Genomic DNA, 20358 nt, shown 5'->3' on the forward strand with positions numbered 1-20358 from the left:
CGAGCAGCACGGCAGCCGGGCACAGACTCCACGAGATCGAGAACGGGACGCACGCAATGGAACTGAAGCCGGTGGTGATGTACCGCGAAATGTACGAGGGCACGCACGACGAGCTGCCCTCGGTACACGACGCGCCCACCGGCGCCGTCGAGGACGACCGCGACCAGATCCTGAACTACATGCGCAAGGCCCGCGCGATCTTCGACGTCATGGGCGAAGCCCCCGACCTGTTCAACAAAGGCGTCGACATCGAAGGCGGCCCCTCCCTCTACTCCGACGGCGTCTGGATCTGGCGCGAGGACTCCCTCGCGTACCTCGCCGAACAGCCCCTGACGCTCCCCCCTGAGTTCCTCGACCACGTCCGCGCCCTCGACTACACCCCCCAGAATTTCGACACCCGCGACCCCGATTTCGACGCGGCGTTCATGTCGTACTTCTGACCGAGAGGAAAGGCACCGATGACGAACTGGCGCGCCATGCCCGCCGACGAGGCAGCCAGCCTGGCGGGCGCACTGCACACACTCGACTGGTCGTGGGTTCTCGACGACGTGCCGGCAATCGTCGAGAGGTTCGATTGGCGTATCAGCTCGAGCCGACCACGCCGAATCCGGGTCGACACCACGTTCAGCCCGGACAGCGGTGCGTTCCGCGCGAAGGATGGCCAGGTCACCGGGATCGAACTGCGACTCACCGACTACGCCCCAGCGGGCGAGAACACCGAGGTCGCTGCAGCTTTCGACAACGTGGCTACGGCGATCATCACCAAACTCGGTGAACCAACCGCGCGCGTCGCCGGTCCGCCCCTCCAGTTGCGGTGGGCCGGGCCCCAAGCCACGCTTTTGCTCGTGCGTTTCGACGCCTCGGTATGGCTCAACCTGACCACCAACGCCCGGCTGGCCGCCGACGACCGCAATATCGAACTCGAGGAGCAGGGGCTCCTGTGACCGACTGGACCCAATTCGCCCGCGGGCTCGCGGCTGAACTCCAGGGCGTACCCGACAGCTCCGTCCTGGTGATCGGCGAATCGACGAAACCGGGCGAACGACGCTTCGCCCAGTTCCTCAAAACCGGCACCGTCATCTCAGCCGAGCTCACCGGCGACGAATGGCTCGAGCCCGCCTTCCACACCAGCCCCCACGGGGTCAAGGCCATCACCGACGCGGGATGGCACCAGCCCAACGAAATACACATGGGCAACTGGTGGATCGAATTCCCCTGGTCGGCAACCACCAAAGACTACGAGCGTCTCGCCGCACTCACCGTCACCGGTCTCCGCGACGGCTTCGGCATCGAATCCCCCGCCCAACTGGTCTACCGAGGCTGGGTGGAAAACGCCGGAAACGCCCGCCTCCACCTGCCAGGTCTCGGCGTCCCCTACGAAAAACGTTGACCAGCTTCCGAACCCGAACCCCCGCGGAGGTCGCTGAACTCGGCCGCCTGCACGCACTCGACTGGGCCGTGCTCGACACCGGAATGGGCCTGGCCAGCGGGAAGGTCTTCGCCGAAGACGGCGCCGAGCCATCCCGGCAGGGGCAGCTGTGACCGGCTGGACCGCGTTCGCCGAACACCTGTCAGGCGAGCTGGCGAAGCTTCCGCTCGGCGCGCGGGTGATCATCTTCGAACCCGAGCCCGCTCGAATCCGCCGATTCGTACAGTTCGCCCGCGACGAGGACGTGCTGTCGGCGCAGTTGATCGGAGACCGGTACCTCGACGAGAACCGCCGACCTGCCCCCGCCGGATACCAGGCGATCACCGTCGGCGGCTGGAACCAGCCCGACGTGGACAACGGCCATCTGTGGTGGGTCGACTTCGACGCACCGGTCACCGCCGAAGACTGCCACCGCGCCGCCGAACTCGCCGTCACCGGCCTCCGGGACGGCTACGCCATCACCAGCCCCACCGACCTCGCCTACAACGCCTGGACAGACCGCGCCGGTCACCCCGACCTCGACCTGCCGACCCTCAGCCTGAACCGACAGTCGATGCAGTAGGAGGTGGCGCATGGAATTGAAGCCAGTGGCCGTGCACCACGAAAAGTACGGGGACACGCACGACCCCGATTTCGACGCGGCATTCCTGTCGAACTCTGACCGCGGCTCCATCGGAAGGACTCGCGTGCTCGTCATCGACAGCAGTGATCCGGACCTGGTCATGGATGACGGGCGCGCCTACTACAAAGCGATCCCGTTCAGCGGCCAGGTGGCAACTCTGGCACCCGATCAGACCGAGATCGAATCGCTCACCTACGTCGACGGCTACCTCCACGGTCAAGCAGACGGCTGGTATCCGGACGACACAAGAAAATACTCTGGGAGTTATGACCACGGACGTCGTGTTCTCGACTGGGAATACTGGGATGAGCACGGCAGGCTCGTTCGATACGACACGTTCGACTTCTCAGGAAACCTCCGTCACCGGAAACGGTGGGATGAAGCGGGCACCCTGATCGAAGACTTCGACGCGGCCGCGAATGCGAAACCACTGTTGGACAGCGCGGTGGAGCGAACAAATCCCGCCCTGTCGGAAGATGGGGTCGACGGCCGTCTACTGTTCCACGGGCAACCGTTCACCGGTCAAACTGTCAGGTATTTCTACGAGGGCGGACCTGTCGTCGCGCTGGAATGGTTCGCCGACGGTTACTCCGACGGCCCAGAACTGGGCTGGCACGGTGACGGTGCACGCCAATATGCCGGCACGACTGCCCGCAACCGGCCGTTCGGGCTGTGGCTGCACTGGCATCACAACGGAACTCTCGCACAACAGAACGTGTTCTCCGGCAGCGGTCGTCAGATCTCGAAGAGCTCCTGGGCAGATTCCGGTGAATCGATCGCCGATGTCGTGACGTCCGCAACGCACGCCGCGCACGTCCGGCACGAAGGCGAGCTGGACCCCGCCACACCCGTACTTCACGAGGGCGAGCCTTTCACGGGCGTGCTCGAACGCTGTGCGGGCGCGATGCTTCTCAGCGTCCAGGAATACAGCGACGGCCACCCCGACGGTCTCTACATCGAGTACCGCGACAAGCGCGAAGTCCGCAAAGGCGTCAATAGCGCGACCGGTCCGGTCGGGTGCTGGTACGAGTTCGACCCGGACGGCCGAATCCGCGGGGAAGATTGCTATGACGCCGGGAGCAATCTCCTCCTGCGCCGCCGCTGTGACTCCGATGGGGCGCTGGAGTCGCCGATGGAAGGGCTCGCGATTCGTAACCGCCGCACCGGTACACCGAAGCACGACGCAGGGAAGGCAAGCGAATGAGCAATTGGCGGACAATGCCGGCCGACCAAGCGGCCGACCTCGCAACGAGGTTGCACGGACTCGACTGGTCGTGGACCTTGGACGACGCACCCACCATCGTCGAACAATTCGGCTGGCGCACCGTCTCCAGCCGACCACGCCGGATAATGCTCGATATCGGGTTCGGCCCTGGCAGCGGCACCATCCAGGCCAAGAACGGCGAAGTCACCCGCATCGAACTGCAGCTCACCGACTATGCCGAAGCCGATGAAAAGTCAGAAGTGGAAGCGACTTTCACCGGGCTCGCACAAGCGATCGGCGAGAATCTCGGCGAGCCGACCGCCCGTGTCAACGCTCCGACCCCGCAATACCGTTGGGCGGGAAGGGACTCCACTGTCGTCCTCATCCTCTCCGCCGCCTCGATCTGGTTGCACCTGGACACCAATGCCCGCCTCGCCGCCGACGACCGCAACCTCGAACTCGACAACCAGGGCCTGCTGTGACCGACTGGGCAGACTTCGCTCGCGCCTTGGCCGAAGAACTCGATGCGGCGCCCGACACGGCCGTCTTGGTGATCGGCGAGGCAGCGCCGACCGGATCTCGTCGCTTCGCGCAGTTCCGCAAGAGCGGTGAATCAGTCCTGGCCGAGCTCCACCTGCCAGGCCTCGGCGCACGAGAAACGTTGACCAGCTTCCGGACCGGGCAGAGGTCGCCCGGATCAGGCCGACGTGGACAACGGCGACCTTCAGCGGTCGATCGCGCCTACGTCAGACCCTCGCGGTTGCCCTTTTCCATCTTGTCGATGTAGGCGGCGCTCTCGAGCTGGCCGTCGGCGAAGTCGCCCATGGATGTGGCCATGGTCTTCACGTTTTCGCTGGTGTTGGTCCAGGAGGCGTCGTAGCCGTCGTTGCCGCCGGGACCGTTGTTGAACGACTTGCCGAGTTCGTCGTTGCCCCAGACGTTTCCGCGACTGGTCAGCGAGCTGTTCAAGGTGTTGATGATGCCGCTGAGCTGGTTGCTGACGTTGCGCGACTTGCCGGCCGCGGTCCGGAAGTTGTCGGCGTCGTATTCGAACGTGCCCATCGCCCTCATCCCTCCACGAGTGGTGCTTTCGAGCACACCACAACTCTTTCGCGTGCGCAACAGCCTCGCACGGGGGAACGAACCCCGGATGACACCGCTGTGAACGATGTGTGCCCGGATCTTCTACACGTTCGCTTCCCAGTGCGATTCCACGCGCGACATCATGCGCTCGATCGACTTGTCGACCTTGTCGGCCAGATCCGCCCGCGACATCGGTGTGGCGGTGGGATTCTCGTTGGGCAGCTCGATGACGTAGCGGCCGTCGTCCGGCAGGTCACGCCAGACCAGGATGTCGCGATGCATGCCGCGCGAGCCGAACATGGACTGGTTCTGCAGGATGTTGATGGTGCCGGTGCGGTCGGCGGGGACCTCGAAGAACTCCGCGCTGCGGCGCGCGATGCCGGTGTCGGCCTCCTCGAAGACCATCGAGGCGCGTGGCGCGTAGGCGTCCGGTTCGGGTTGCTGGTCCGTGACGAGTGGAATCACCCCGTCCCTGCCCGGCCCGACCTTGGGCATCAGGTCGAGGATCGCGTCGGTGAGTCCGTATGGGCCACAATCGGTCAGGACGAATCCGCCGCTGTGCGCCGGGGTGGCGCCGGGCAGCTGGTGGATCACGTAACCGTTGGCGCCTGCCCGCGCGGCACGCGCCTTCAGCCACCGCTGCGCGTCGTCGCGCTCACGGTCGTTCCACCCCCGCAGCCGCAGATAGACATCGGGGCGAGCCAGCACGTCCACCGCCGTCCGCAACGCGGGATCGATCACCGACTGCAGCCGCTGCCAGGTGTCGTACTTCTCCTGATCGAAGTCGTGCATCAGCATGGTGGTGGACAGGAAGCTCAGCGGCCGCGGCATGTGGCCGCCGACCAACCTGTCCCACAGCACCTTGAACTCGACGTCGGTGAACTCCCAGGTACGGCTCATGCTTCGGCCGCCGGACGCGCGTAGGCGGCACTGGCACCCTCGGTGGCGGTCTCGCCGTCCTGGATGACCTCGGTCGCCACCGTCATCGGCTCTACGGGCACCCCGACGCTGGCCGCGATCACCGGCTCCACGAGATCACCGAGCGAGCTGAAATCGGGCAGGCTCGGCAGCGACGCCCGCGGGAAGACCCCGCCCGCCGCGGACGCGACCGCCTCCTCCGGCGCCGGCCCTGCCAGCACGGCCTCCTCCACGGGTTCCTCGACCGTGAGGCCGAGCTGTTCCGCGACGGACTTCAACTCGGGATTGGTTTCCAGCAATTGCGCGAACTCGGGTGATTCCGAGATCGCGGTCGCCAGATCGGGATACTGCCCGAGCAGCGAGGTGAGCTGGGACAGGTCCGGGGTGGCGGACGACAGGTCGGTCGAGGCGATCTGCTGCAGCGCCTGGGTGACGCTCGGCAACGCCTGGGTGAGCGAGGAGACCACCCCGGAGATGGTCGACATCAGCGAGGACATGGCGTCCGAACCCGAACTGCCGGACGAACTTCCCGTTCCCCCGGTGCTCCCCGAACCGGACCCCGAAGCCGAGCCCGACCCGGACCCCGACCCGGAGCCGCCCCCGGTGGAACCCGTGCCCTTCCCCTGGTTGGCCAATGCCTGCTGCGCCGCCATGAACTCCGCCGACGGCTGGGTGCTCCCCTGCTGCTGGCTGCTCGCCTGCTGCCCGCCACCGGACTGTTGCCCACCACCGGACTGCTGCCCACCACCGGACTGCTGCCCGCCGCCGGACTGCTGCCCACCACCGGACTGCTGCCCACCATTGTTCTGTTGACCGTTGTTCTGCTGGCCGTTGTTCTGCTGGCCGCCGGTCTCCTCTTTCTTCGGCGGCGGCCCGATGGCTCCCTTCGGCGCCTCCGGCAGCACCTCGGCCGGGAACATCTTCTGGGTCTGCTTGAGCCCTTCGATGTAGTGCTTGCGGTAGAGCTCCTGCACCTCACCCACATCGTCACCGCAGCCCTCGTCGGGCGAGACCGGCATGCAGGAGTTGGTCGCGTACAACCAGTCGGCGGTGTACTGCAGGTTGGCCTGCATCAGCTTGAACGACCCGGCGAGATCGGACACCGATTTGGAGAATCCCTGCACCGCGGCCAAGGCGGTCTCGCCGCCCTGACTCTCCCAGGTGGTGGAGGTGATCGTCTGCATCGCCTGACTCAGGTCGTAGGCGGCGCCGTTGAGCTGGCTGGCCATCACGCCCCAGATCGGCGCGTCCTCGGTGATCTCGGTCCAGCCGATGCGATAGCCCAGGTCGTACAGGTCTCGCCAGCTCATGCTCGACGGTTCCCGGTACGGCATCTCACCTTCGGCCGGTTCCGGCTTGGCCGTGACGTCCTTGGGAACCTTAGCTGTGTCGATGTCGTCGTTGTGCTGGACGTAGATCTTGCCGTCGCGGGTTTCGATGTCCTGGTTGGTGGGGTTGTAGGTGCCCGCGTTCTTCACCGCGCCCGACATGTCCTTGGCGCCCGGTTTCGACGACACGTTGCCGAGGTCGGTCTTCTTCCCCTTCAGCGCGGCCAATTCCGAAGCCGAGAGTTCATCGGTGCCGGTGTATTTCTCACCCGCGGCCTTGAACATGTCGACCATGTCCTCCAGCGAGTCGACGAACTTGCCGAGGGTGTCCTTGCACTCGGTGGCCTCGGTGACGAACCGGGGCTGCAATTTCTCCGGGGCGTAGACCTCGGCACCGCCGAGCTTGGACATCGTGAAGACGTTGAGTTGCCGACTCTCGATCAACCCCTGACAGCCCTTGACCACCTCGATCGCGGTACTGCACGCCTTGGCGGCCTGGAGCGCGGCACCCGTCTCGACCTTGATCTTCGCCTTGTCCGCAGCACCCTCGAAGGGAGAATCGCCCACGCCAACCGCTCCTCGCAGCACCCCACCGACGACCCTCGCGCAGTCGGCTCCATCGCCTCGCATTCTAGTGAGCCATGCGAAATATGCACAGCCACACGGAAACACCGATCTGCGCTGGGATGAACATCCGGGTTCGGCGGACGATCCGGCGGGCGTCGCCGATCTGTGACAAACTCGAACGACCACCAGCGGCCGGGTAGCGGCCGTGCTCGAACGATGGATGAGGCCAGGATTGACGTCGCGATGGAACTGCTCATGACCGACCTGAGCGGCCTCGAACGGCGCGTCGCTGCCGACCGTGCGAACACCAGGAGCCAGCGACCCGAGGACTTCCTGAAGCTGGCCGGTTCCCTCACCGAACTGGCCCAGGGACTGCTCACCACGCGCGACGATCCGTCGCAGCGCGACCGCACCGCCGAGGCGCTGGAACCGGCGCAGGAGGCGGTGGCCATCCGGCTGCACTGGCTGGTCGGCGGCTATGTCTCCTACGAGTACGCGGGCGCCCTGCAGGACGCGCTGCGCCTGTTCGAGCAGGCGACCAGGCTGGTCGGGCACCGGCAGCTGGCCACCAACACCATCCGCAGTGCCTGTTCGGCGTATCGGCAAGTGGCGCAGGACTATCCGGATGTGTCGGCGATGTGCGCCGACGGCCTGTCCAAGTGCGGCGTGTGGCTGATGCGGCTCGACCACGAGGCCGCGGTGGCCGCGACCGAGTCGGCGGTGCGGATCAGGGCGGCGATGTACGCGCGCTCGTCCGAACAGCCGGGCAAGTACCTGGCGAGTCTGAGCACGCTGCTGCGCACGATGATGGTCGGCCGTTCGCGCAAGCAGGCGATCGCGACCTACCGCGCGCTGTACTCCGAACTCACCGCGCCGGCGAGCACGGCGAAACTGCGCGAGACCAGGATCGAGGACCTCGATCTCACGCTCAAGACCACGCAGGCGCTGATCAAACTCAACGCGCCGACCCTCGAGCGCGCGGGCAGACTGACCCAGCAGCAGATCCTGTACCAGTCGGGCGGCGACCTGGCGACCATCGACGAGATCAACTGGCGGCTCGCCCTGGTCGGCCTCAAGCCGCTGGCCGCAGGCGCCATGCCGGAGCCGCCGTCGCGCCCGGTGGAGATCTCGGCGACCTACGGCGCCATCGCCGTGCGCTGCACCGCGCCCGACGCGTTGATGCAGGTGCGCACCGCGATCATCGCGGCGTTCGCCCGCGACGGCGCCGAGCAGGTCGACGCCGGACGGTTCGCCGGGGTGCACGAAAAGCATTGGGGCGTCAAGGAACCCGTGGTGAACCCGGCGACCGAGCTGGGCGCCGATGTGGTGCTCGTCGAGAAGTCTTCGGGCAGCTGGATTTCGGTGAAGAGCCTGAACTGGGAGATCGGCGCGCTGGGCAAGCATCCGCTCGCCGTGGCGCTCTCGGAGAAGTGGCCGGTGCTCACCGTCGCCACCATCGAGAACATCTCCTATGAGCTGTGCCTCTACGACAACGGTGTCGCCACCCAGTACGCCGCGCTCGGCCGCCCGGCCGGGCAGGCCCCGCTGGACGCGCCGCTGGCTCCGCTCGATTTCGCCACCCTGGCCGACTACGGCGCCGACTACGCCTCCGAGACCCAGGTCAGGGCAGCCTTCGGCAACGCGGGAATGTTCGCCAAGGTGACCGAACTGCCGGGCAGCGGCATCCGGCAGGCCGCCGAGCAGCGACCGCTCACCGAATTCGGGCCCGACATCCTGTTCTTCGGCAAGTCCTGACAACCCGCCGGGCGCGACCGCGCGGTCACCCGGCATGATCGGTAGCCGTGCGAGTGCTACTGCAACGGGTGACCAGCGCCGAGGTGACTGTCGACGACGAGATCGTCAGCCGGATCGACCCGGCCGCCGCCGGCAGCCCGCACGGGCTGGTCGCGCTGGTCGGCGCCACCCACTCCGATACCGAGGCCACCGCGAAGGCGCTGGCGGACAAGACCTGGCGGCTGCGCATTCTCGACGGCGAGCGCTCGGCGGCAGACCTGGGCGCGCCGATCCTGGTCGTCAGCCAGTTCACCCTCTACGCCAACACGGCCAAGGGCAGGCGCCCCTCCTGGAACGCCGCCGCGCCGGGACCGCAGGCCGAACCGCTGGTCGACGCCTTCGCCGCGGCCCTGCGCGAACTCGGCGCCGAGGTCGCGACCGGCCGCTTCGGCGCGCACATGCGGATCGCGCTCACCAACGACGGCCCGGTCACGGTCCTGCTGGAGGGCTGACTACTTGTCGCCGGGCCGGTACGGGATGCCGTCGGCCGCGGGGGCCACCGCCTTGCCGATGAACCCGGCCACCACCACCAGGGTGACCACGTACGGCAGCATGCCGAGGAACTCGGTGGGAATCGGGTTGCCCGGCATGGTGTTCAGGAATCGCTGCAACGCGCTGCAGAAGCCGAACAGCAGGGCCGCGAACAGCACACCCACCGGGTGCCAGCGGCCGACGATCATCACCGCCAGCGCTACGAAACCGAGCGCGGCGGTCATGTTCTTGCTGAACGAGACATTGTTGGCGATGGTGAAGAACGCGCCACCGAAGCCGGACAGCGCGCCCGCCACGGTGACGTTCCAGAAGCGCAGCCGGTTCACGTCGATGCCCGCCGCGTCGGCGGCCGCCGGATGTTCGCCGACAGCGCGGGTCCGCAGGCCCCAGCGGGTGTTGAACAGCAGGTAGGTCAGGCCGAACACGCAGACCAGCGCGACATAGACGAACAGGTTCTGATCGAACACCGCGGGCCCGATGACGGGGATGTCGGGCAGGAAGCCGAGTCCGATTTCCTCGAAGAACCCGCCGAAGCGCGGCACCGTGTGCGGTTCGTTGAGCGAATGGTCCATCCGCATCAGGCGTTCGAACAGGAAGCCGGTGAGCCCCAGCGCGAGCAGGTTCAAGATCACGCCCGTGACCAGCTGGTTCACCGCGAATCGGGTGGCCAGCCAGGCCAGCAGCAGCGTCGAGACCATGCCGCTGAGCAGGGCGGCGAGGATGCCGACATACGGGTTGTCGCTGATCGACGCGAACAACGCCGCAGTGAAGGCCCCGGCCAGGAACTGCCCCTCGATACCGAGGTTGATCACGCCGGAGCGCTCACACACCACCCCCGACAGGGCACCGAAGATGAACGGCAGCGCGAGGAACAGGGTGGTCATCAAGACGAATTCGACCGGGAAGCCGACGCCGGGCGTCACCACCCACGACAGCGCCGCGATCACCAGCGCCGCCACCCCGAGTCCGACGGTCCACCCGTGCGGGCGCGGGGCCAGCGGGCGGACCAACAGGAGCACGCCGAGCGCCGCCGTCAGCACGCACAGGGTGAGGACGACGGCCAGCGTGCCGACGGTCCAGCTGCCCTCGGTGGTCTGATCCAGCGTGAACGTGGTGGTCCGGTCGCCGTCGACGAACAGCAGTCCGAGCCCGCCGAGTGCTCCGGCGAGCGCGAGGAAGACGATGCCCGCCGTGCGGTGCCGGGTCGCCTCGTCGACGACCGGCTTCGGTGCCGCGATGGTCGTACTCACCAGCCCCTCGCTTCCAGAGTGTTGAGGCCACCGCGCGGGGTGCGCAGTCGCAGCAGAGTTTTCACGAGGGCGGGCGCGGCGATGAACAGCACGATCACCGCCTGCAGCAAGGTCGACATCTCGACCGGGATGGCGGGCTGCATGTGCAGCGTGCCGGACTTCAGCGCCCCGAACAGCAACGCCGCGGCCACGATCCCGCCCGGATGCGCCCGGCCGAGCAGCGCGACGGTGATGCCGTCGAACCCGTACTCGGCGACCGTGCCCGGATTCACCGTGTACGGGTTGAGCCCGAGCACCAGCGCCGCGCCGCCCACGCCTGCCAGCCCACCGGCCACGCCCATCGTGGTGACGAAGGTGCGCCCGATGTCGATGCCCGAACTGGCCGCCGCGTCGGTGTTGGCGCCGACCGCGCGGATCCGATACCCGAAGGTGGACTTGCGCAGCAGCCACCAGACCGCGACGGCCAGCGCCAGCGCGATCAGCAGACCCACACTCACCCGCAGACCGGTGCCCGCCCAGCCGAGCAGTCGCGGCAGCCGCGCCGACATGTCGGCCGGTTTCGACACCAGCTCCTGCGATGTCGTCGAGTGCAGGAAGGTCGTGCCCAGCGCCCAGAGCAGGAAATAGGTGGCGATATTGTTCAGCATGATCGACGAGATCACCTCGTGCGCACCGGTTTTCGCCTTGAGCGCGCCGGGGATGCCGCCCCAGATCGCGCCGGCGAGCGCGCCGGCGAGCAGCGCCAGCGGCACGTGCAGCAGCGGCGGCAGGTCGACCGCGAAGCCGACGGTCACCGCGCCGAGCATGCCGAAGATGAACTGCCCGTGCCCGCCGATATTGAACAGCCCGGCCCGGAACGCGAGGCCAACGGCGAGACCGGTGAAGATCAGCGGGGTGGTGTAGGTGAGCGTCTCCGAAATCGGCCGCAGCACCTGGGCCAGCGTCGCGTCGCCCGCGAAGAACTCCTGCAGGCGGCCGATATCGAGGATGGCGCCCTCGAACAGGTCGCGGTAGGCGGTGCTGACGGCGATCCACGAGAAGCTCAACGCGTCGGCGGGCCGGTTGAAGAAGTAGGCCCAGGCGCGGCGCACCGACGGATCGGAGACGATGATCAGCAGCGCGCCGAGGGCGAAGGCCAGCAGCAGCGAATAGACCGTCACCATCACGCTGTTGGCCTCGGTCAGGTATCGGGCGAAGGTGCGGCCGAATCCGGGCTCGTCCTGTTCCGGTCGGGGCGAGTCGATGTCCGGCTCGGTGGTCGTACTCGGCATGGGAGTCCTCGGGAGTCAGCGCGCGGCGGCGGGATCGGCGGAGGTGTCGTCGTCGGGGCGATGGCCGACCATGAGCTGCCCGATGACCTCGCGCGGAGTGTCCGGGGCGACCTCGCCGACGATCTTCCCGTTGTGGATCACCGCGATCCGGTCCGACAGCACCAGGATCTCGTCCAGTTCGGCGGAGATCAGCAGCACCGCGGTTCCCGAATCGCGTTCGGCCACCAGCCGGGAGTGGATGAACTCGATCGCGCCCACGTCCACCCCGCGGGTGGGCTGGGCGGCGACGAGCACCGTGCGTGGCCGGGAGAACTCCCTGGCGATCACCACCTTCTGCTGGTTGCCGCCCGACAGCGACGTCACCAGTTCGCCCGGCCCGCGCGTGCGGATGTCGAATTCCGCGATGGACTTGTCGGCCAGCGCGTCCACCGCCGCGGTGTCCAGCACCCCGCGCCGCGAATACGGTTCGTCGCGATACTGATTCAGCACCAGGTTCTCGGCGACGCTGAAATCGCCGACCAGCCCGTCGCGCCCGCGATCCTCCGGGATGTAGCCGAGTCCCGCGGTGATCCGGCGGTACGGCTGCCACTGCGTCACCTCGGCGCCGGACAGTTCCACCGAACCGGCCGCGGCCCTGACGGTGCCGAGGATCGCCCGCGCCAGTTCGGTCTGCCCGTTGCCCTCCACGCCGGCCAGCCCGACGATCTCGCCCGCGCGCACCGTCAGATTCAACCCGTCGAGCGCGGCGATGCCACGGTCACCGAGCACCGTCAGATCCTTCACGGCCAGCGCCACCTCGCCCGGCTCGGCCGGCGGACGCTCCACCGACAGCGTCACCGCGCGGCCGACCATGGCGGCGGCGAGCTCGGCCTCGCTGTCGCGCGGCGAGGCCTCGTCGACCACCTTGCCGCGCCGCAGCACGGTGATGGTGTCGGCGATGGCCTTCACCTCGCGCAACTTGTGGCTGATGAAGATCACCGACATGCCCGCCGCCGTGAGATTGCGGATGATGCCGAGCAATTCGGCCACCTCGGGCGGGGTGAGCACGGCGGTCGGCTCGTCGAGGATCAGCAGATCGGTGTCGCCGGAGAGTGCCTTCACGATCTCCACCCGCTGCTGCACGCCCACCGGCAGGTTCGCGCAGACCGCGTCGGGATCGAGGGCGAGGCCGTATTTCTCGGACACCTCCCGCACGGCCGTCCTGGCGGCCGCGCGGTCGAGCACGCCCCGCTTGGCGTGCTCGTTGCCCAGCTGCACATTGTCGGCCACACTGAACGGGCCGACCAGCTTGAAGTGCTGATGCACCATGCCGATTCCAGCGGCGATGGCGTCGGCGGGGGAACGGAACCGCACCGGTGCGCCGTCGATCAGGATCTCCCCGCTGGTGGGCTCCAGGATCCCGTAGAGCATGTTCATCAGGGTCGATTTGCCCGCGCCGTTCTCGCCGAGTACGGCGTGCACCTGGCCCGGTTCGACCACCAGGTCGACGTGGTCGTCGGCCACGAAATCGCCGAAAGTCTTGGTGAGTCCCCGTACTTCGAGTCGCATCCGGATCTCCTAATCCGTGGGGGCCGCGGGCGAAGTGACCACGATCCTGCCGTCGACGATGTCGCGGCGCAGCGCGTCGAGTTCCTGTTTCACCGACGCGGGCACCTGCTGCTCGAAATCGTGGAACGGCGCGAGCCCGACACCGTCGTTGCCGAGCGTGCCGATGTAGCGGCCGTCGGTGGGGCCCTCGGTGAACGCGTTGTCGATGGCGCTGCGCACCGCCGAGGAGATGTCCTTCATCGACGACGACAACATGATGTGCCGGTACTCCGGCACCGCCTCGAAACCGTCGGAGTCGACCCAGATCATGCTCACCCCCGGCGTGTCCTGCACGGCCGAGGCGCCGCCCATGCCCACCGGGCCCGCCACCGGATGGATCACGTCGGCGCCCTGGGCGATGAAATTCTCGGTGAGTGAGCGGCCCGCGCTCGTATCGTCGAAGTTGCCGGTGAACGAGCCGCGCTGGGCCGCCACGTCCCAGCCGAGCACCACCACCGAGGTCCCGTGCACCTGGTTGTATTTCGCGACGCCCGCGGCGAATCCGTCCATGAAGATGGTGACCGCCGGGATCTGCATCCCGCCCCAGGTCGCGACCTTGCCGGTCTTGCTCGTGCCCGCGGCGAGATAGCCACCCAGATACGACGACTGGGCGGCGTTGAATTCCATCGAATACACATTGTCGAGATCGATGTGCGCGTCGACGACGGCGAAGCGGGTGTCGGGATATTCGGCCGCCACCTGGGCCACAGCCTCGGCCATCAGCCCGCCGACACCGATCACCAGATCGCAGTCGTCGTCGGCGGAGGCACGCAGATTCGGTTCGTAGTCGGCGGAACTGTTGGACTGCCGATACGATCCGTAGATGCCGGGGTTGGCGTCGACCGCGGCCTTGACGCCGTTCCAGCCGGATTCGTTGAACGACTTGTCGTCGACGCCGCCCGCGTCGGTGACCATGCAGGTCTCGAACCCCGCGGTGGCCGAGCCGTAGGTGTTACCGGAACCGGTATAGCGCGACTCCGCGGGCGGCTCGGCACAGCCAGCCAGCAGAGCCGTCGCCGCGGCGGCGAGCAGCGCGATGCCAGATCTCATAGCTCAGAGATACAGGATTACGCCGCTCGCGTCCTGATTCGAAGGTTTTGTAACCTGACCTTTTTTCGTGCGCTCGAGAACTTACTCCGGGCGCAACGTGAGAATGCGCGGCCCGTCCTCGGTGACGGCGACGCTGTGCTCCCAGTGCGCGGCCCGGGAACCATCGGTGGTGACCACCGTCCAGTCGTCCTCGAGCGTCTCGGTCTGGGTGGTGCCGAGCGTGAGCATCGGCTCGATCGCCAGCACCGAACCCACCACCAGGCGCGGGCCCTTGCCGGGCGCGCCCTCGTTCGGCAGGAACGGGTCCATGTGCATCTCGCGGCCGATGGCGTGGCCACCGTAGCCGTCGACGATGCCGTACTTGCGACCGTGCGCCTGCTCGGCCGCCCTGGTCCCGAGTTCGATGGCGTGCGAGACGTCGGTGAGCCGGTTGTCGGGCAGCATCGCGGCGATGCCCGCCTCCATCGACAGCCTGGTCGCCTCGCTCAGCAGCCGGTCGGCCTCGATGATGTCACCGACGCCGAAGGTCCAGGCCGAGTCGCCGTGCCAGCCGTCGAGGATGGCGCCGCAGTCGATCGAGACCAGGTCGCCCTCGGCGAGGATCTCCTGCGCCGAGGGGATGCCGTGCACCACCCGGTCGTTGACCGAGGAGCAGATCGAGCCGGGGAACCCGTGGTAGCCCTTGAACGACGGGACAGCGCCCGCGTCGCGGATCGTCTGCTCGGCGACCTCGTCCAGCTCCAGCGTCGACACGCCCGGCTTGGCCGCCGCGCGGACGGCGACGAGCGCCCGGCCGACGACCGCGCCCGCCGCCTGCATGGCGTCGAGCTCGCCCGCCGTCCGGAACGGCACGACCTTCTTCTTCCGGCTGAAGACCATCAGTGGCCGAGCGCCTTCAGCGCCCGATTGTTGACTTCCTCGACCTCGCCGACACCCTCGACCGTCACGACGAGACCGTCGTAGTACTCGAGCAGCGGCTCGGTCTCCTCGCGGTACACGCGCAGGCGGTTGTCGATCACCTCGTCGGTGTCGTCGGCGCGGCCGCGGGCGAGCATGCGCTCCTTGAGCAGCGACTCCGGCACCACGAAGCACAGCACGGCGTCGAGCGCGGTGCCGTTGTGCTCGAGGATCTTCTTCAGCGCGTCGCCCTGGTCGACCGTGCGCGGGTAGCCGTCGAGCACGAAGCCGTTGGCGGCGTCCGGCTCGGCCACGCGGGCCTCGACCATGCGATTGGTGACATCGCTGGGGACGAGGTCGCCCGCGTCCATGTACTTCTGCGCTTCACGCCCGAGAGCGGTCTGCTGGCTGATGTTCGCGCGGAAGAGGTCTCCGGTGGAGATGTGCGGAACGCCCAGCTTTTCCGACAGCAGGACGGCCTGAGTACCTTTGCCGGCACCCGGCGGCCCGAGCAGAACAACTCTCACTTGAGGAACCCTTCGTAATTTCGATTCATCAGCTGGCTCTCGATCTGTTTGACCGTGTCGAGACCCACGCTGACCATGATGAGCACCGCGGTACCGCCGAACGGCAGGTTCGCCACCGCGCCCGAGTTACCCATGTCGAGGAACAGGTTCGGGAGCACGGCGACCAGGCCGAGGTAGATCGAGCCAGGCAGGGTGATGCGGCTCAGAACAAAGTTGAGATAGTCGGCGGTCGGCTTGCCGGGACGGTAGCCCGGGATGAAGCCGCCGAACTTCTTCATCTCGTCCGCGCGTTCCTCCGGGTTGAAGGTGATCGCGACGTAGAAGTAGGTGAAGAAAACGATCAGGCCGAAGTAGATGGCGATGTAGACCGGGTTGGACGGATTCACCAGGTACTTCTGGATGATCTCCTGCCACCAGCTCGGGTCCGTCGCCGTCGCCGAACCGGTGAGCTGCGAGATCAGGTTCGGCAGGTAGAGCAGCGAGGACGCGAAGATCACCGGGATGACGCCGGCCTGGTTGACCTTCAACGGCAGGTAGGTCGAGGAACCGCCGTACATCTTGCGGCCGACGACGCGCTTGGCGTACTGCACCGGGATCCGGCGCTGACCCTGCTCGACGAAGATCACGGCCACGATGATCGCCAGCACGGCGACGCAGACGAGGCCGAAGACGAGGCCACCGCGGGTGTCCAGGATCGACTTGCCGTCGATCGGGATGCGCGCGGCGATACCGGCGAAGATGAGCAGCGACATGCCGTTGCCGACGCCGCGCTCGGTGATCTGCTCGCCGAACCACATGACCAGGGCCGCGCCCGCGGTCATCACCAGCACGATGACGATCATGCCGAAGATGCCGGTGTCCTCGAGGATGTCCTCCTGGCAGCCCTGCAGCAGCTGACCACGCGCGGCCAGCGCCACGAGACCCGTCGCCTGCAGGATCGCCAGGGCGATCGACAGGTAGCGGGTGTACTGCGTCATCTTGGTCTGGCCTGCTTGGCCTTCCTTGCGCAGCTCCTCGAAGCGCGGGATGACGACGGTCAGCAGCTGGATGATGATGCTCGCGGTGATGTACGGCATGATGCCGATCGCGAACACCGACAGCTGCAGCAGCGCACCACCGGAGAAGAGGTTGATGAGCTGGTAGATACCGGCGGACTCACCGCCGGAGACCAGCTTCACGCAGTCCTGGACGTTCTGGTAGTTGACACCGGGGGACGGCAGCGCGGCACCCAACCGGTACAGCGCGATCAACCCCAGCGTGAAGAGAATCTTCCGCCGTAAGTCCGGAGTCCGGAAGGCCGATACGAAGGCGGAAAGCACAGATCCTCCTGGCGAACGACATGGTCATGCCATGCGACTTCGGTTCTTACGGAAACGTCAGCCGATGACGAGCTTTGGCAGACAACACTTGAACTCTAACAGTGACACCGGACGAGCTCGCGACTCGTCCGGTGTCCACTGCTGACTAACAGTACCGTCAGGCCAGTTCGGTGACAGTGCCACCGGCCGCGGTGATCTTCTCCTTGGCGGAGCCGGTCACCTTGTCGGCGGTCACCTGGACCGCCACGCCGATCTCACCGTCGCCGAGGACCTTGACCAACTCGTTCTTGCGAACGGCGCCGGCCGCGACGAGCTCGGCCTTGCCGACCGTGCCGCCCTCGGGGAACAGCTCCGCGATGCGGCCCACGTTCACAACCTGGTACTCCACGCGGAAGCGGTTGGTGAAGCCCTTCAGCTTCGGCAGGCGCATGTGCAGCGGCATCTGGCCACCCTCGAACGCCGGGGAGACGTTCTTGCGTGCCTTCGTGCCCTTGGTACCGCGACCCGCGGTCTTGCCCTTGGAACCCTCACCGCGACCCACACGGGTCTTCTCGGTCTTGGAACCCGGCGCAGGACGCAGGTGATGCAACTTGATGGTCATTGTCAGACCTCCTCAACTGTTACGAGGTGGCGCACGACGTTGATCAGGCCGCGGTTCTGGGCGTTGTCCTCACGGACAACGCTCTGACGGATCTTGCGAAGGCCCAGCGTACGCAGGGAGTCCTTCTGATTCGCCTTGGCGCCGATGGTGCTCTTGATCTGGGTCACCTTGAGATCAGCCATGTCAGGCTCCCTGTCCCGCACGCGCACGCAGCATGCCCGCCGGAGCGACGTCCTCGATCGGCAGACCGCGACGCGCGGCAACCTCTTCGGGACGCTGGAGCATCTTGAGCGCGGCAACCGTCGCGTGAACGACGTTGATCGCATTGTCGCTACCGAGCGACTTGGCCAGAATGTCATGAATGCCTGCGCATTCGAGCACGGCACGCGCCGCGCCGCCGGCGATCACACCGGTACCGGGCGAAGCCGGACGCAGCATGACGACACCGGCCGCCGCCTCACCCTGAACCGGGTGGGTGATGGTCGAGCCGATCATCGGGACGCGGAAGAAGCCCTTGCGAGCCTCCTCGACACCCTTCTGGATGGCCGCGGGAACTTCCTTGGCCTTGCCGTAGCCGACGCCGACCAGACCGTTGCCGTCACCGACGATCACGAGGGCGGTGAAGCTGAAGCGACGACCACCCTTCACGACCTTGGAGACGCGGTTGATCGCGACTACGCGCTCGAGCTGGTTCTTCTCGGCAGCGTTGTCCCGACGGTCGCCGCCACCGCGACGATCGCCACCACCGCGGCGGTCGCCACGGTTGCCCTCGGGGCCATTGCTGTTCTGTCCGGCGGGTCCGTTGCCGCCGTCACGCCGCTGACGTCCCGGCATCAGACGTTCCTTCCGTTCGAAATAACAGTCATCAGAACTTCAACCCGCCTTCACGAGCGGCATCGGCCAGCGCCGCGATACGGCCGTGGTAGTCGTGACCACCACGGTCGAACACGACCGCCTCGATACCGGCAGCCTTGGCACGCTCGGCGATCAGCTGACCGACCTTCGCGCCCTTGGCGGACTTGTCGCCCTCCAGCGCACGCACATCGGCCTCGATCGAGGATGCGGCGGCGATGGTCTTGCCGACCGAGTCGTCGACGAGCTGGGCGTGCAGGTGCCGCGAGGAGCGGTTGACCACCAGGCGCGGACGCTCGGTGGTGCCGACGACCTTCTTGCGCAGACGGAAGTGACGGCGGGTCTTCGACAGACGACGCTTCGTGGAAGCGTCCTTGCCCAGCGGAATACGCTTGGCCTTCTGGTTTTCGGTTTGCGCCATGATCACTTACCCGTCTTTCCGACCTTGCGGCGAACGACCTCGCCGGCGTAGCGGATGCCCTTGCCCTTGTACGGGTCGGGCTTACGCAGTCCGTGGATGACAGCGGAGATCTGGCCGACCTTCTGCTTGTCGATGCCGGACACAGAGAACTTGGTGGGCGATTCCACCGCGAAGGTGATGCCCTCCGGGGCCTCGATCGGGACCGGGTGGCTGTAGCCGAGGGCGAACTCGAGGTTCGAGCCCTTGGCGGCCACACGGTAACCGACACCGAAGATTTCCATCTTCTTCTCGTAGCCCTTGGTGACACCCTCGATCATGTTGGCGATCAGGGTGCGGGAAAGGCCGTGCAGCGAGCGGTTGGCGCGCTCGTCGTTGGGACGGGCCACCTCCAGCTCGTTACCCTCACCCTTGGTGACGGTGATCGGCTCGGCGACGGTGTGCGACAGGGTGCCCTTGGGCCCCTTCACCGTGACGACCTGGCCGTCGATGGTGACGTCGACGCCGGCCGGAATCTCGATGGGCTTCTTACCAATACGCGACATTTGTCCTGACCTCCCTTACCAGACGTAGGCGAGGACTTCGCCGCCCACGCCCTGCTTGGCCGCCTGACGGTCGGTGAGCAGACCGGTCGACGTGGAAATGATCGCCACGCCGAGGCCGCCGAGGACCTTGGGCAGGTTGGTGGACTTCGCGTACACACGCAGACCCGGCTTCGAGACGCGACGCAGGCCCTGCAGGCTGCGCTCACGGCTGGGGCCGTACTTCAGATCGACGACGAGGGCCTTGCCCACCGGCGCGTCTTCGGTGCGGTAATCGGCGATGTAGCCCTCACGCTTCAAGATCTCGGCGATGTTCGCCTTGAGCTTGGAGTGGGGCGCCTTCACCTGATCGTGGTACGCCGAGTTGGCGTTGCGCAGACGCGTCAAGAAGTCTGCGATCGGATCAGTCATGGTCATGGTTAGACCTCGACACCTTTCTCGCTGCGGTTCCCATGCAGCGTCACCGCTCGCGCGGCGACCGTGGGCCTACAACAATTCGGCTGGTCCGGGCGGCACTTACCGACCGGATGAGTTCTCGTTACGAGCTCTCGGTGCCTGGCAACTCGTCCACCCGCGCGAGGCGGCAGCGGACACAGATGTGCCCAGG

Annotated in this window: 25 protein-coding genes; 9 read left to right on the forward strand and 16 right to left on the reverse strand. The window is 66.8% G+C overall.

Annotation, left to right across the window (positions count from 1 at the left end):
• Positions 1 to 56: 56 nt before the first annotated feature.
• From AB0H56_RS09980 to AB0H56_RS10010, 7 genes are read left to right on the forward strand one after another with little or no spacing between them, the layout of a single operon-like run.
• The gene (locus AB0H56_RS09980) at positions 57 to 440 is read left to right on the forward strand and encodes a hypothetical protein (protein ID WP_357159944.1); all 384 of its coding nucleotides are present in this window, start codon (positions 57 to 59) and stop codon (positions 438 to 440) included.
• A gap of 18 nt (positions 441 to 458) precedes the next feature.
• Positions 459 to 944 (forward strand): DUF6301 family protein, encoded by a 486-nt coding sequence (locus tag AB0H56_RS09985; protein WP_357159947.1) that lies wholly within the window; start codon positions 459 to 461, stop codon positions 942 to 944.
• Complete coding sequence (locus tag AB0H56_RS09990) at positions 941 to 1390, forward strand: hypothetical protein (RefSeq protein WP_357159950.1); 450 nt, start codon at positions 941 to 943, stop codon at positions 1388 to 1390. Before AB0H56_RS09985 ends, AB0H56_RS09990 begins: the two co-directional genes overlap by 4 nt.
• Positions 1387 to 1542 carry a hypothetical protein gene (locus tag AB0H56_RS09995; RefSeq protein ID WP_357159953.1) on the forward strand — a complete coding sequence of 52 codons (156 nt, stop codon included), beginning with the start codon at positions 1387 to 1389 and terminating at the stop codon, positions 1540 to 1542. The genes AB0H56_RS09990 and AB0H56_RS09995 overlap by 4 nt, the downstream gene beginning before the upstream one ends.
• Positions 1539 to 1991 (forward strand): hypothetical protein, encoded by a 453-nt coding sequence (locus AB0H56_RS10000; protein ID WP_357159956.1) that lies wholly within the window; start codon positions 1539 to 1541, stop codon positions 1989 to 1991. Before AB0H56_RS09995 ends, AB0H56_RS10000 begins: the two co-directional genes overlap by 4 nt.
• Positions 1992 to 2001: 10 nt before the next feature.
• Entirely contained in the window at positions 2002 to 3255 is a 1254-nt protein-coding gene (locus AB0H56_RS10005) for a hypothetical protein (RefSeq protein WP_357159959.1), read from the forward strand.
• Positions 3252 to 3737 (forward strand): DUF6301 family protein, encoded by a 486-nt coding sequence (locus AB0H56_RS10010; RefSeq protein ID WP_357159962.1) that lies wholly within the window; start codon positions 3252 to 3254, stop codon positions 3735 to 3737. Before AB0H56_RS10005 ends, AB0H56_RS10010 begins: the two co-directional genes overlap by 4 nt.
• A 259-nt stretch (positions 3738 to 3996) precedes the next feature.
• Here AB0H56_RS10010 and AB0H56_RS10015 read toward each other — a convergent pair whose 3' ends face one another.
• The 3 genes from AB0H56_RS10015 to AB0H56_RS10025 all read right to left on the reverse strand — a co-directional run bounded on the left by AB0H56_RS10015 (position 3997) and on the right by AB0H56_RS10025 (position 7151).
• On the reverse strand, positions 3997 to 4317 hold the full coding sequence (locus AB0H56_RS10015) for a hypothetical protein (RefSeq protein ID WP_357159965.1): 321 nt from the start codon (positions 4315 to 4317) through the stop codon (positions 3997 to 3999).
• Between the two features lie 123 nt (positions 4318 to 4440).
• Positions 4441 to 5238: an ESX secretion-associated protein EspG gene (locus AB0H56_RS10020; protein WP_357159968.1), complete on the reverse strand. Its 798-nt coding sequence runs from the start codon at positions 5236 to 5238 to the stop codon at positions 4441 to 4443.
• Positions 5235 to 7151 carry a hypothetical protein gene (locus tag AB0H56_RS10025; RefSeq protein WP_357159971.1) on the reverse strand — a complete coding sequence of 639 codons (1917 nt, stop codon included), beginning with the start codon at positions 7149 to 7151 and terminating at the stop codon, positions 5235 to 5237. Before AB0H56_RS10025 ends, AB0H56_RS10020 begins: the two co-directional genes overlap by 4 nt.
• Before the next feature lie 243 nt (positions 7152 to 7394).
• Between AB0H56_RS10025 and AB0H56_RS10030 the strand changes: the two genes are divergently transcribed.
• Both AB0H56_RS10030 and dtd read left to right on the forward strand, forming a co-directional pair.
• Positions 7395 to 8906 (forward strand): hypothetical protein, encoded by a 1512-nt coding sequence (locus AB0H56_RS10030; protein ID WP_357159974.1) that lies wholly within the window; start codon positions 7395 to 7397, stop codon positions 8904 to 8906.
• Between the two features lie 47 nt (positions 8907 to 8953).
• Complete coding sequence (gene dtd, locus AB0H56_RS10035; RefSeq protein ID WP_357159977.1) at positions 8954 to 9397, forward strand: D-aminoacyl-tRNA deacylase; 444 nt, start codon at positions 8954 to 8956, stop codon at positions 9395 to 9397.
• Here dtd and AB0H56_RS10040 read toward each other — a convergent pair whose 3' ends face one another.
• The 13 genes from AB0H56_RS10040 to rpsH form a co-directional block, all read right to left on the reverse strand.
• A complete protein-coding gene (locus AB0H56_RS10040) occupies positions 9398 to 10687 on the reverse strand; it encodes an ABC transporter permease (RefSeq protein WP_357159980.1) in 1290 nt (429 codons plus the stop codon). It abuts the gene before it with no gap.
• A complete protein-coding gene (locus AB0H56_RS10045) occupies positions 10684 to 11958 on the reverse strand; it encodes an ABC transporter permease (protein ID WP_357159983.1) in 1275 nt (424 codons plus the stop codon). The genes AB0H56_RS10040 and AB0H56_RS10045 overlap by 4 nt, the downstream gene beginning before the upstream one ends.
• A gap of 15 nt (positions 11959 to 11973) precedes the next feature.
• Positions 11974 to 13506, reverse strand: coding sequence for an ABC transporter ATP-binding protein (locus AB0H56_RS10050; RefSeq protein WP_357159986.1), 1533 nt, complete (start codon positions 13504 to 13506; stop codon positions 11974 to 11976).
• A gap of 9 nt (positions 13507 to 13515) precedes the next feature.
• Complete coding sequence (locus AB0H56_RS10055) at positions 13516 to 14595, reverse strand: BMP family ABC transporter substrate-binding protein (protein WP_357159989.1); 1080 nt, start codon at positions 14593 to 14595, stop codon at positions 13516 to 13518.
• Between the two features lie 81 nt (positions 14596 to 14676).
• Entirely contained in the window at positions 14677 to 15474 is a 798-nt protein-coding gene (gene map / locus AB0H56_RS10060; protein ID WP_357159992.1) for a type I methionyl aminopeptidase, read from the reverse strand.
• A complete protein-coding gene (locus AB0H56_RS10065; RefSeq protein ID WP_110037183.1) occupies positions 15474 to 16019 on the reverse strand; it encodes an adenylate kinase in 546 nt (181 codons plus the stop codon). Before AB0H56_RS10065 ends, map begins: the two co-directional genes overlap by 1 nt.
• A complete protein-coding gene (secY, locus tag AB0H56_RS10070; protein ID WP_110037184.1) occupies positions 16016 to 17338 on the reverse strand; it encodes a preprotein translocase subunit SecY in 1323 nt (440 codons plus the stop codon). The genes AB0H56_RS10065 and secY overlap by 4 nt, the downstream gene beginning before the upstream one ends.
• 157 nt (positions 17339 to 17495) lie before the next feature.
• Positions 17496 to 17939 (reverse strand): 50S ribosomal protein L15, encoded by a 444-nt coding sequence (gene rplO / locus AB0H56_RS10075; protein ID WP_232996647.1) that lies wholly within the window; start codon positions 17937 to 17939, stop codon positions 17496 to 17498.
• 2 nt (positions 17940 to 17941) lie between these two features.
• Positions 17942 to 18121, reverse strand: a complete 180-nt coding sequence (gene rpmD / locus AB0H56_RS10080) for a 50S ribosomal protein L30 (RefSeq protein ID WP_019045070.1) — start codon at positions 18119 to 18121, stop codon at positions 17942 to 17944.
• Between the two features lies 1 nt (position 18122).
• Complete coding sequence (rpsE, locus tag AB0H56_RS10085; protein ID WP_110037186.1) at positions 18123 to 18773, reverse strand: 30S ribosomal protein S5; 651 nt, start codon at positions 18771 to 18773, stop codon at positions 18123 to 18125.
• A 31-nt stretch (positions 18774 to 18804) separates the two neighbouring features.
• Positions 18805 to 19212 carry a 50S ribosomal protein L18 gene (gene rplR / locus AB0H56_RS10090; RefSeq protein WP_110037187.1) on the reverse strand — a complete coding sequence of 136 codons (408 nt, stop codon included), beginning with the start codon at positions 19210 to 19212 and terminating at the stop codon, positions 18805 to 18807.
• Between the two features lie 2 nt (positions 19213 to 19214).
• Positions 19215 to 19754 carry a 50S ribosomal protein L6 gene (gene rplF, locus AB0H56_RS10095; RefSeq protein ID WP_019045067.1) on the reverse strand — a complete coding sequence of 180 codons (540 nt, stop codon included), beginning with the start codon at positions 19752 to 19754 and terminating at the stop codon, positions 19215 to 19217.
• 15 nt (positions 19755 to 19769) lie between these two features.
• Positions 19770 to 20168, reverse strand: coding sequence for a 30S ribosomal protein S8 (rpsH, locus tag AB0H56_RS10100; RefSeq protein ID WP_067491077.1), 399 nt, complete (start codon positions 20166 to 20168; stop codon positions 19770 to 19772).
• Positions 20169 to 20358 lie beyond the last annotated feature (190 nt).

It is taken from the genome of Nocardia sp. NPDC050717 (genome assembly GCF_040654275.1).
GTDB lineage: Bacteria > Actinomycetota > Actinomycetes > Mycobacteriales > Mycobacteriaceae > Nocardia.

Bases quoted from the DNA above. Each gene is read 5' to 3' on its own strand.
- AB0H56_RS09980 (WP_357159944.1), top strand. From the start codon at position 57: ATGGAACTGAAGCCGGTGGTGATGTACCGCGAAATGTACGAGGGCACG.
- AB0H56_RS09985 (WP_357159947.1), top strand. From the start codon at position 459: ATGACGAACTGGCGCGCCATGCCCGCCGACGAGGCAGCCAGCCTGGCG.
- AB0H56_RS10005 (WP_357159959.1), top strand. From the start codon at position 2,002: ATGGAATTGAAGCCAGTGGCCGTGCACCACGAAAAGTACGGGGACACG.
- AB0H56_RS10010 (WP_357159962.1), top strand. From the start codon at position 3,252: ATGAGCAATTGGCGGACAATGCCGGCCGACCAAGCGGCCGACCTCGCA.
- AB0H56_RS10015 (WP_357159965.1), bottom strand. From the start codon at position 4,317: ATGGGCACGTTCGAATACGACGCCGACAACTTCCGGACCGCGGCCGGC.
- AB0H56_RS10020 (WP_357159968.1), bottom strand. From the start codon at position 5,238: ATGAGCCGTACCTGGGAGTTCACCGACGTCGAGTTCAAGGTGCTGTGG.
- AB0H56_RS10030 (WP_357159974.1), top strand. From the start codon at position 7,395: ATGGAACTGCTCATGACCGACCTGAGCGGCCTCGAACGGCGCGTCGCT.
- AB0H56_RS10045 (WP_357159983.1), bottom strand. From the start codon at position 11,958: ATGCCGAGTACGACCACCGAGCCGGACATCGACTCGCCCCGACCGGAA.
- AB0H56_RS10050 (WP_357159986.1), bottom strand. From the start codon at position 13,506: ATGCGACTCGAAGTACGGGGACTCACCAAGACTTTCGGCGATTTCGTG.
- AB0H56_RS10055 (WP_357159989.1), bottom strand. From the start codon at position 14,595: ATGAGATCTGGCATCGCGCTGCTCGCCGCCGCGGCGACGGCTCTGCTG.
- map (WP_357159992.1), bottom strand. From the start codon at position 15,474: ATGGTCTTCAGCCGGAAGAAGAAGGTCGTGCCGTTCCGGACGGCGGGC.
- rplO (WP_232996647.1), bottom strand. From the start codon at position 17,939: ATGACCATCAAGTTGCATCACCTGCGTCCTGCGCCGGGTTCCAAGACC.
- rpmD (WP_019045070.1), bottom strand. From the start codon at position 18,121: ATGGCTGATCTCAAGGTGACCCAGATCAAGAGCACCATCGGCGCCAAG.
- rpsE (WP_110037186.1), bottom strand. From the start codon at position 18,773: ATGCCGGGACGTCAGCGGCGTGACGGCGGCAACGGACCCGCCGGACAG.
- rplR (WP_110037187.1), bottom strand. From the start codon at position 19,212: ATGGCGCAAACCGAAAACCAGAAGGCCAAGCGTATTCCGCTGGGCAAG.
- rplF (WP_019045067.1), bottom strand. From the start codon at position 19,754: ATGTCGCGTATTGGTAAGAAGCCCATCGAGATTCCGGCCGGCGTCGAC.
- rpsH (WP_067491077.1), bottom strand. From the start codon at position 20,168: ATGACCATGACTGATCCGATCGCAGACTTCTTGACGCGTCTGCGCAAC.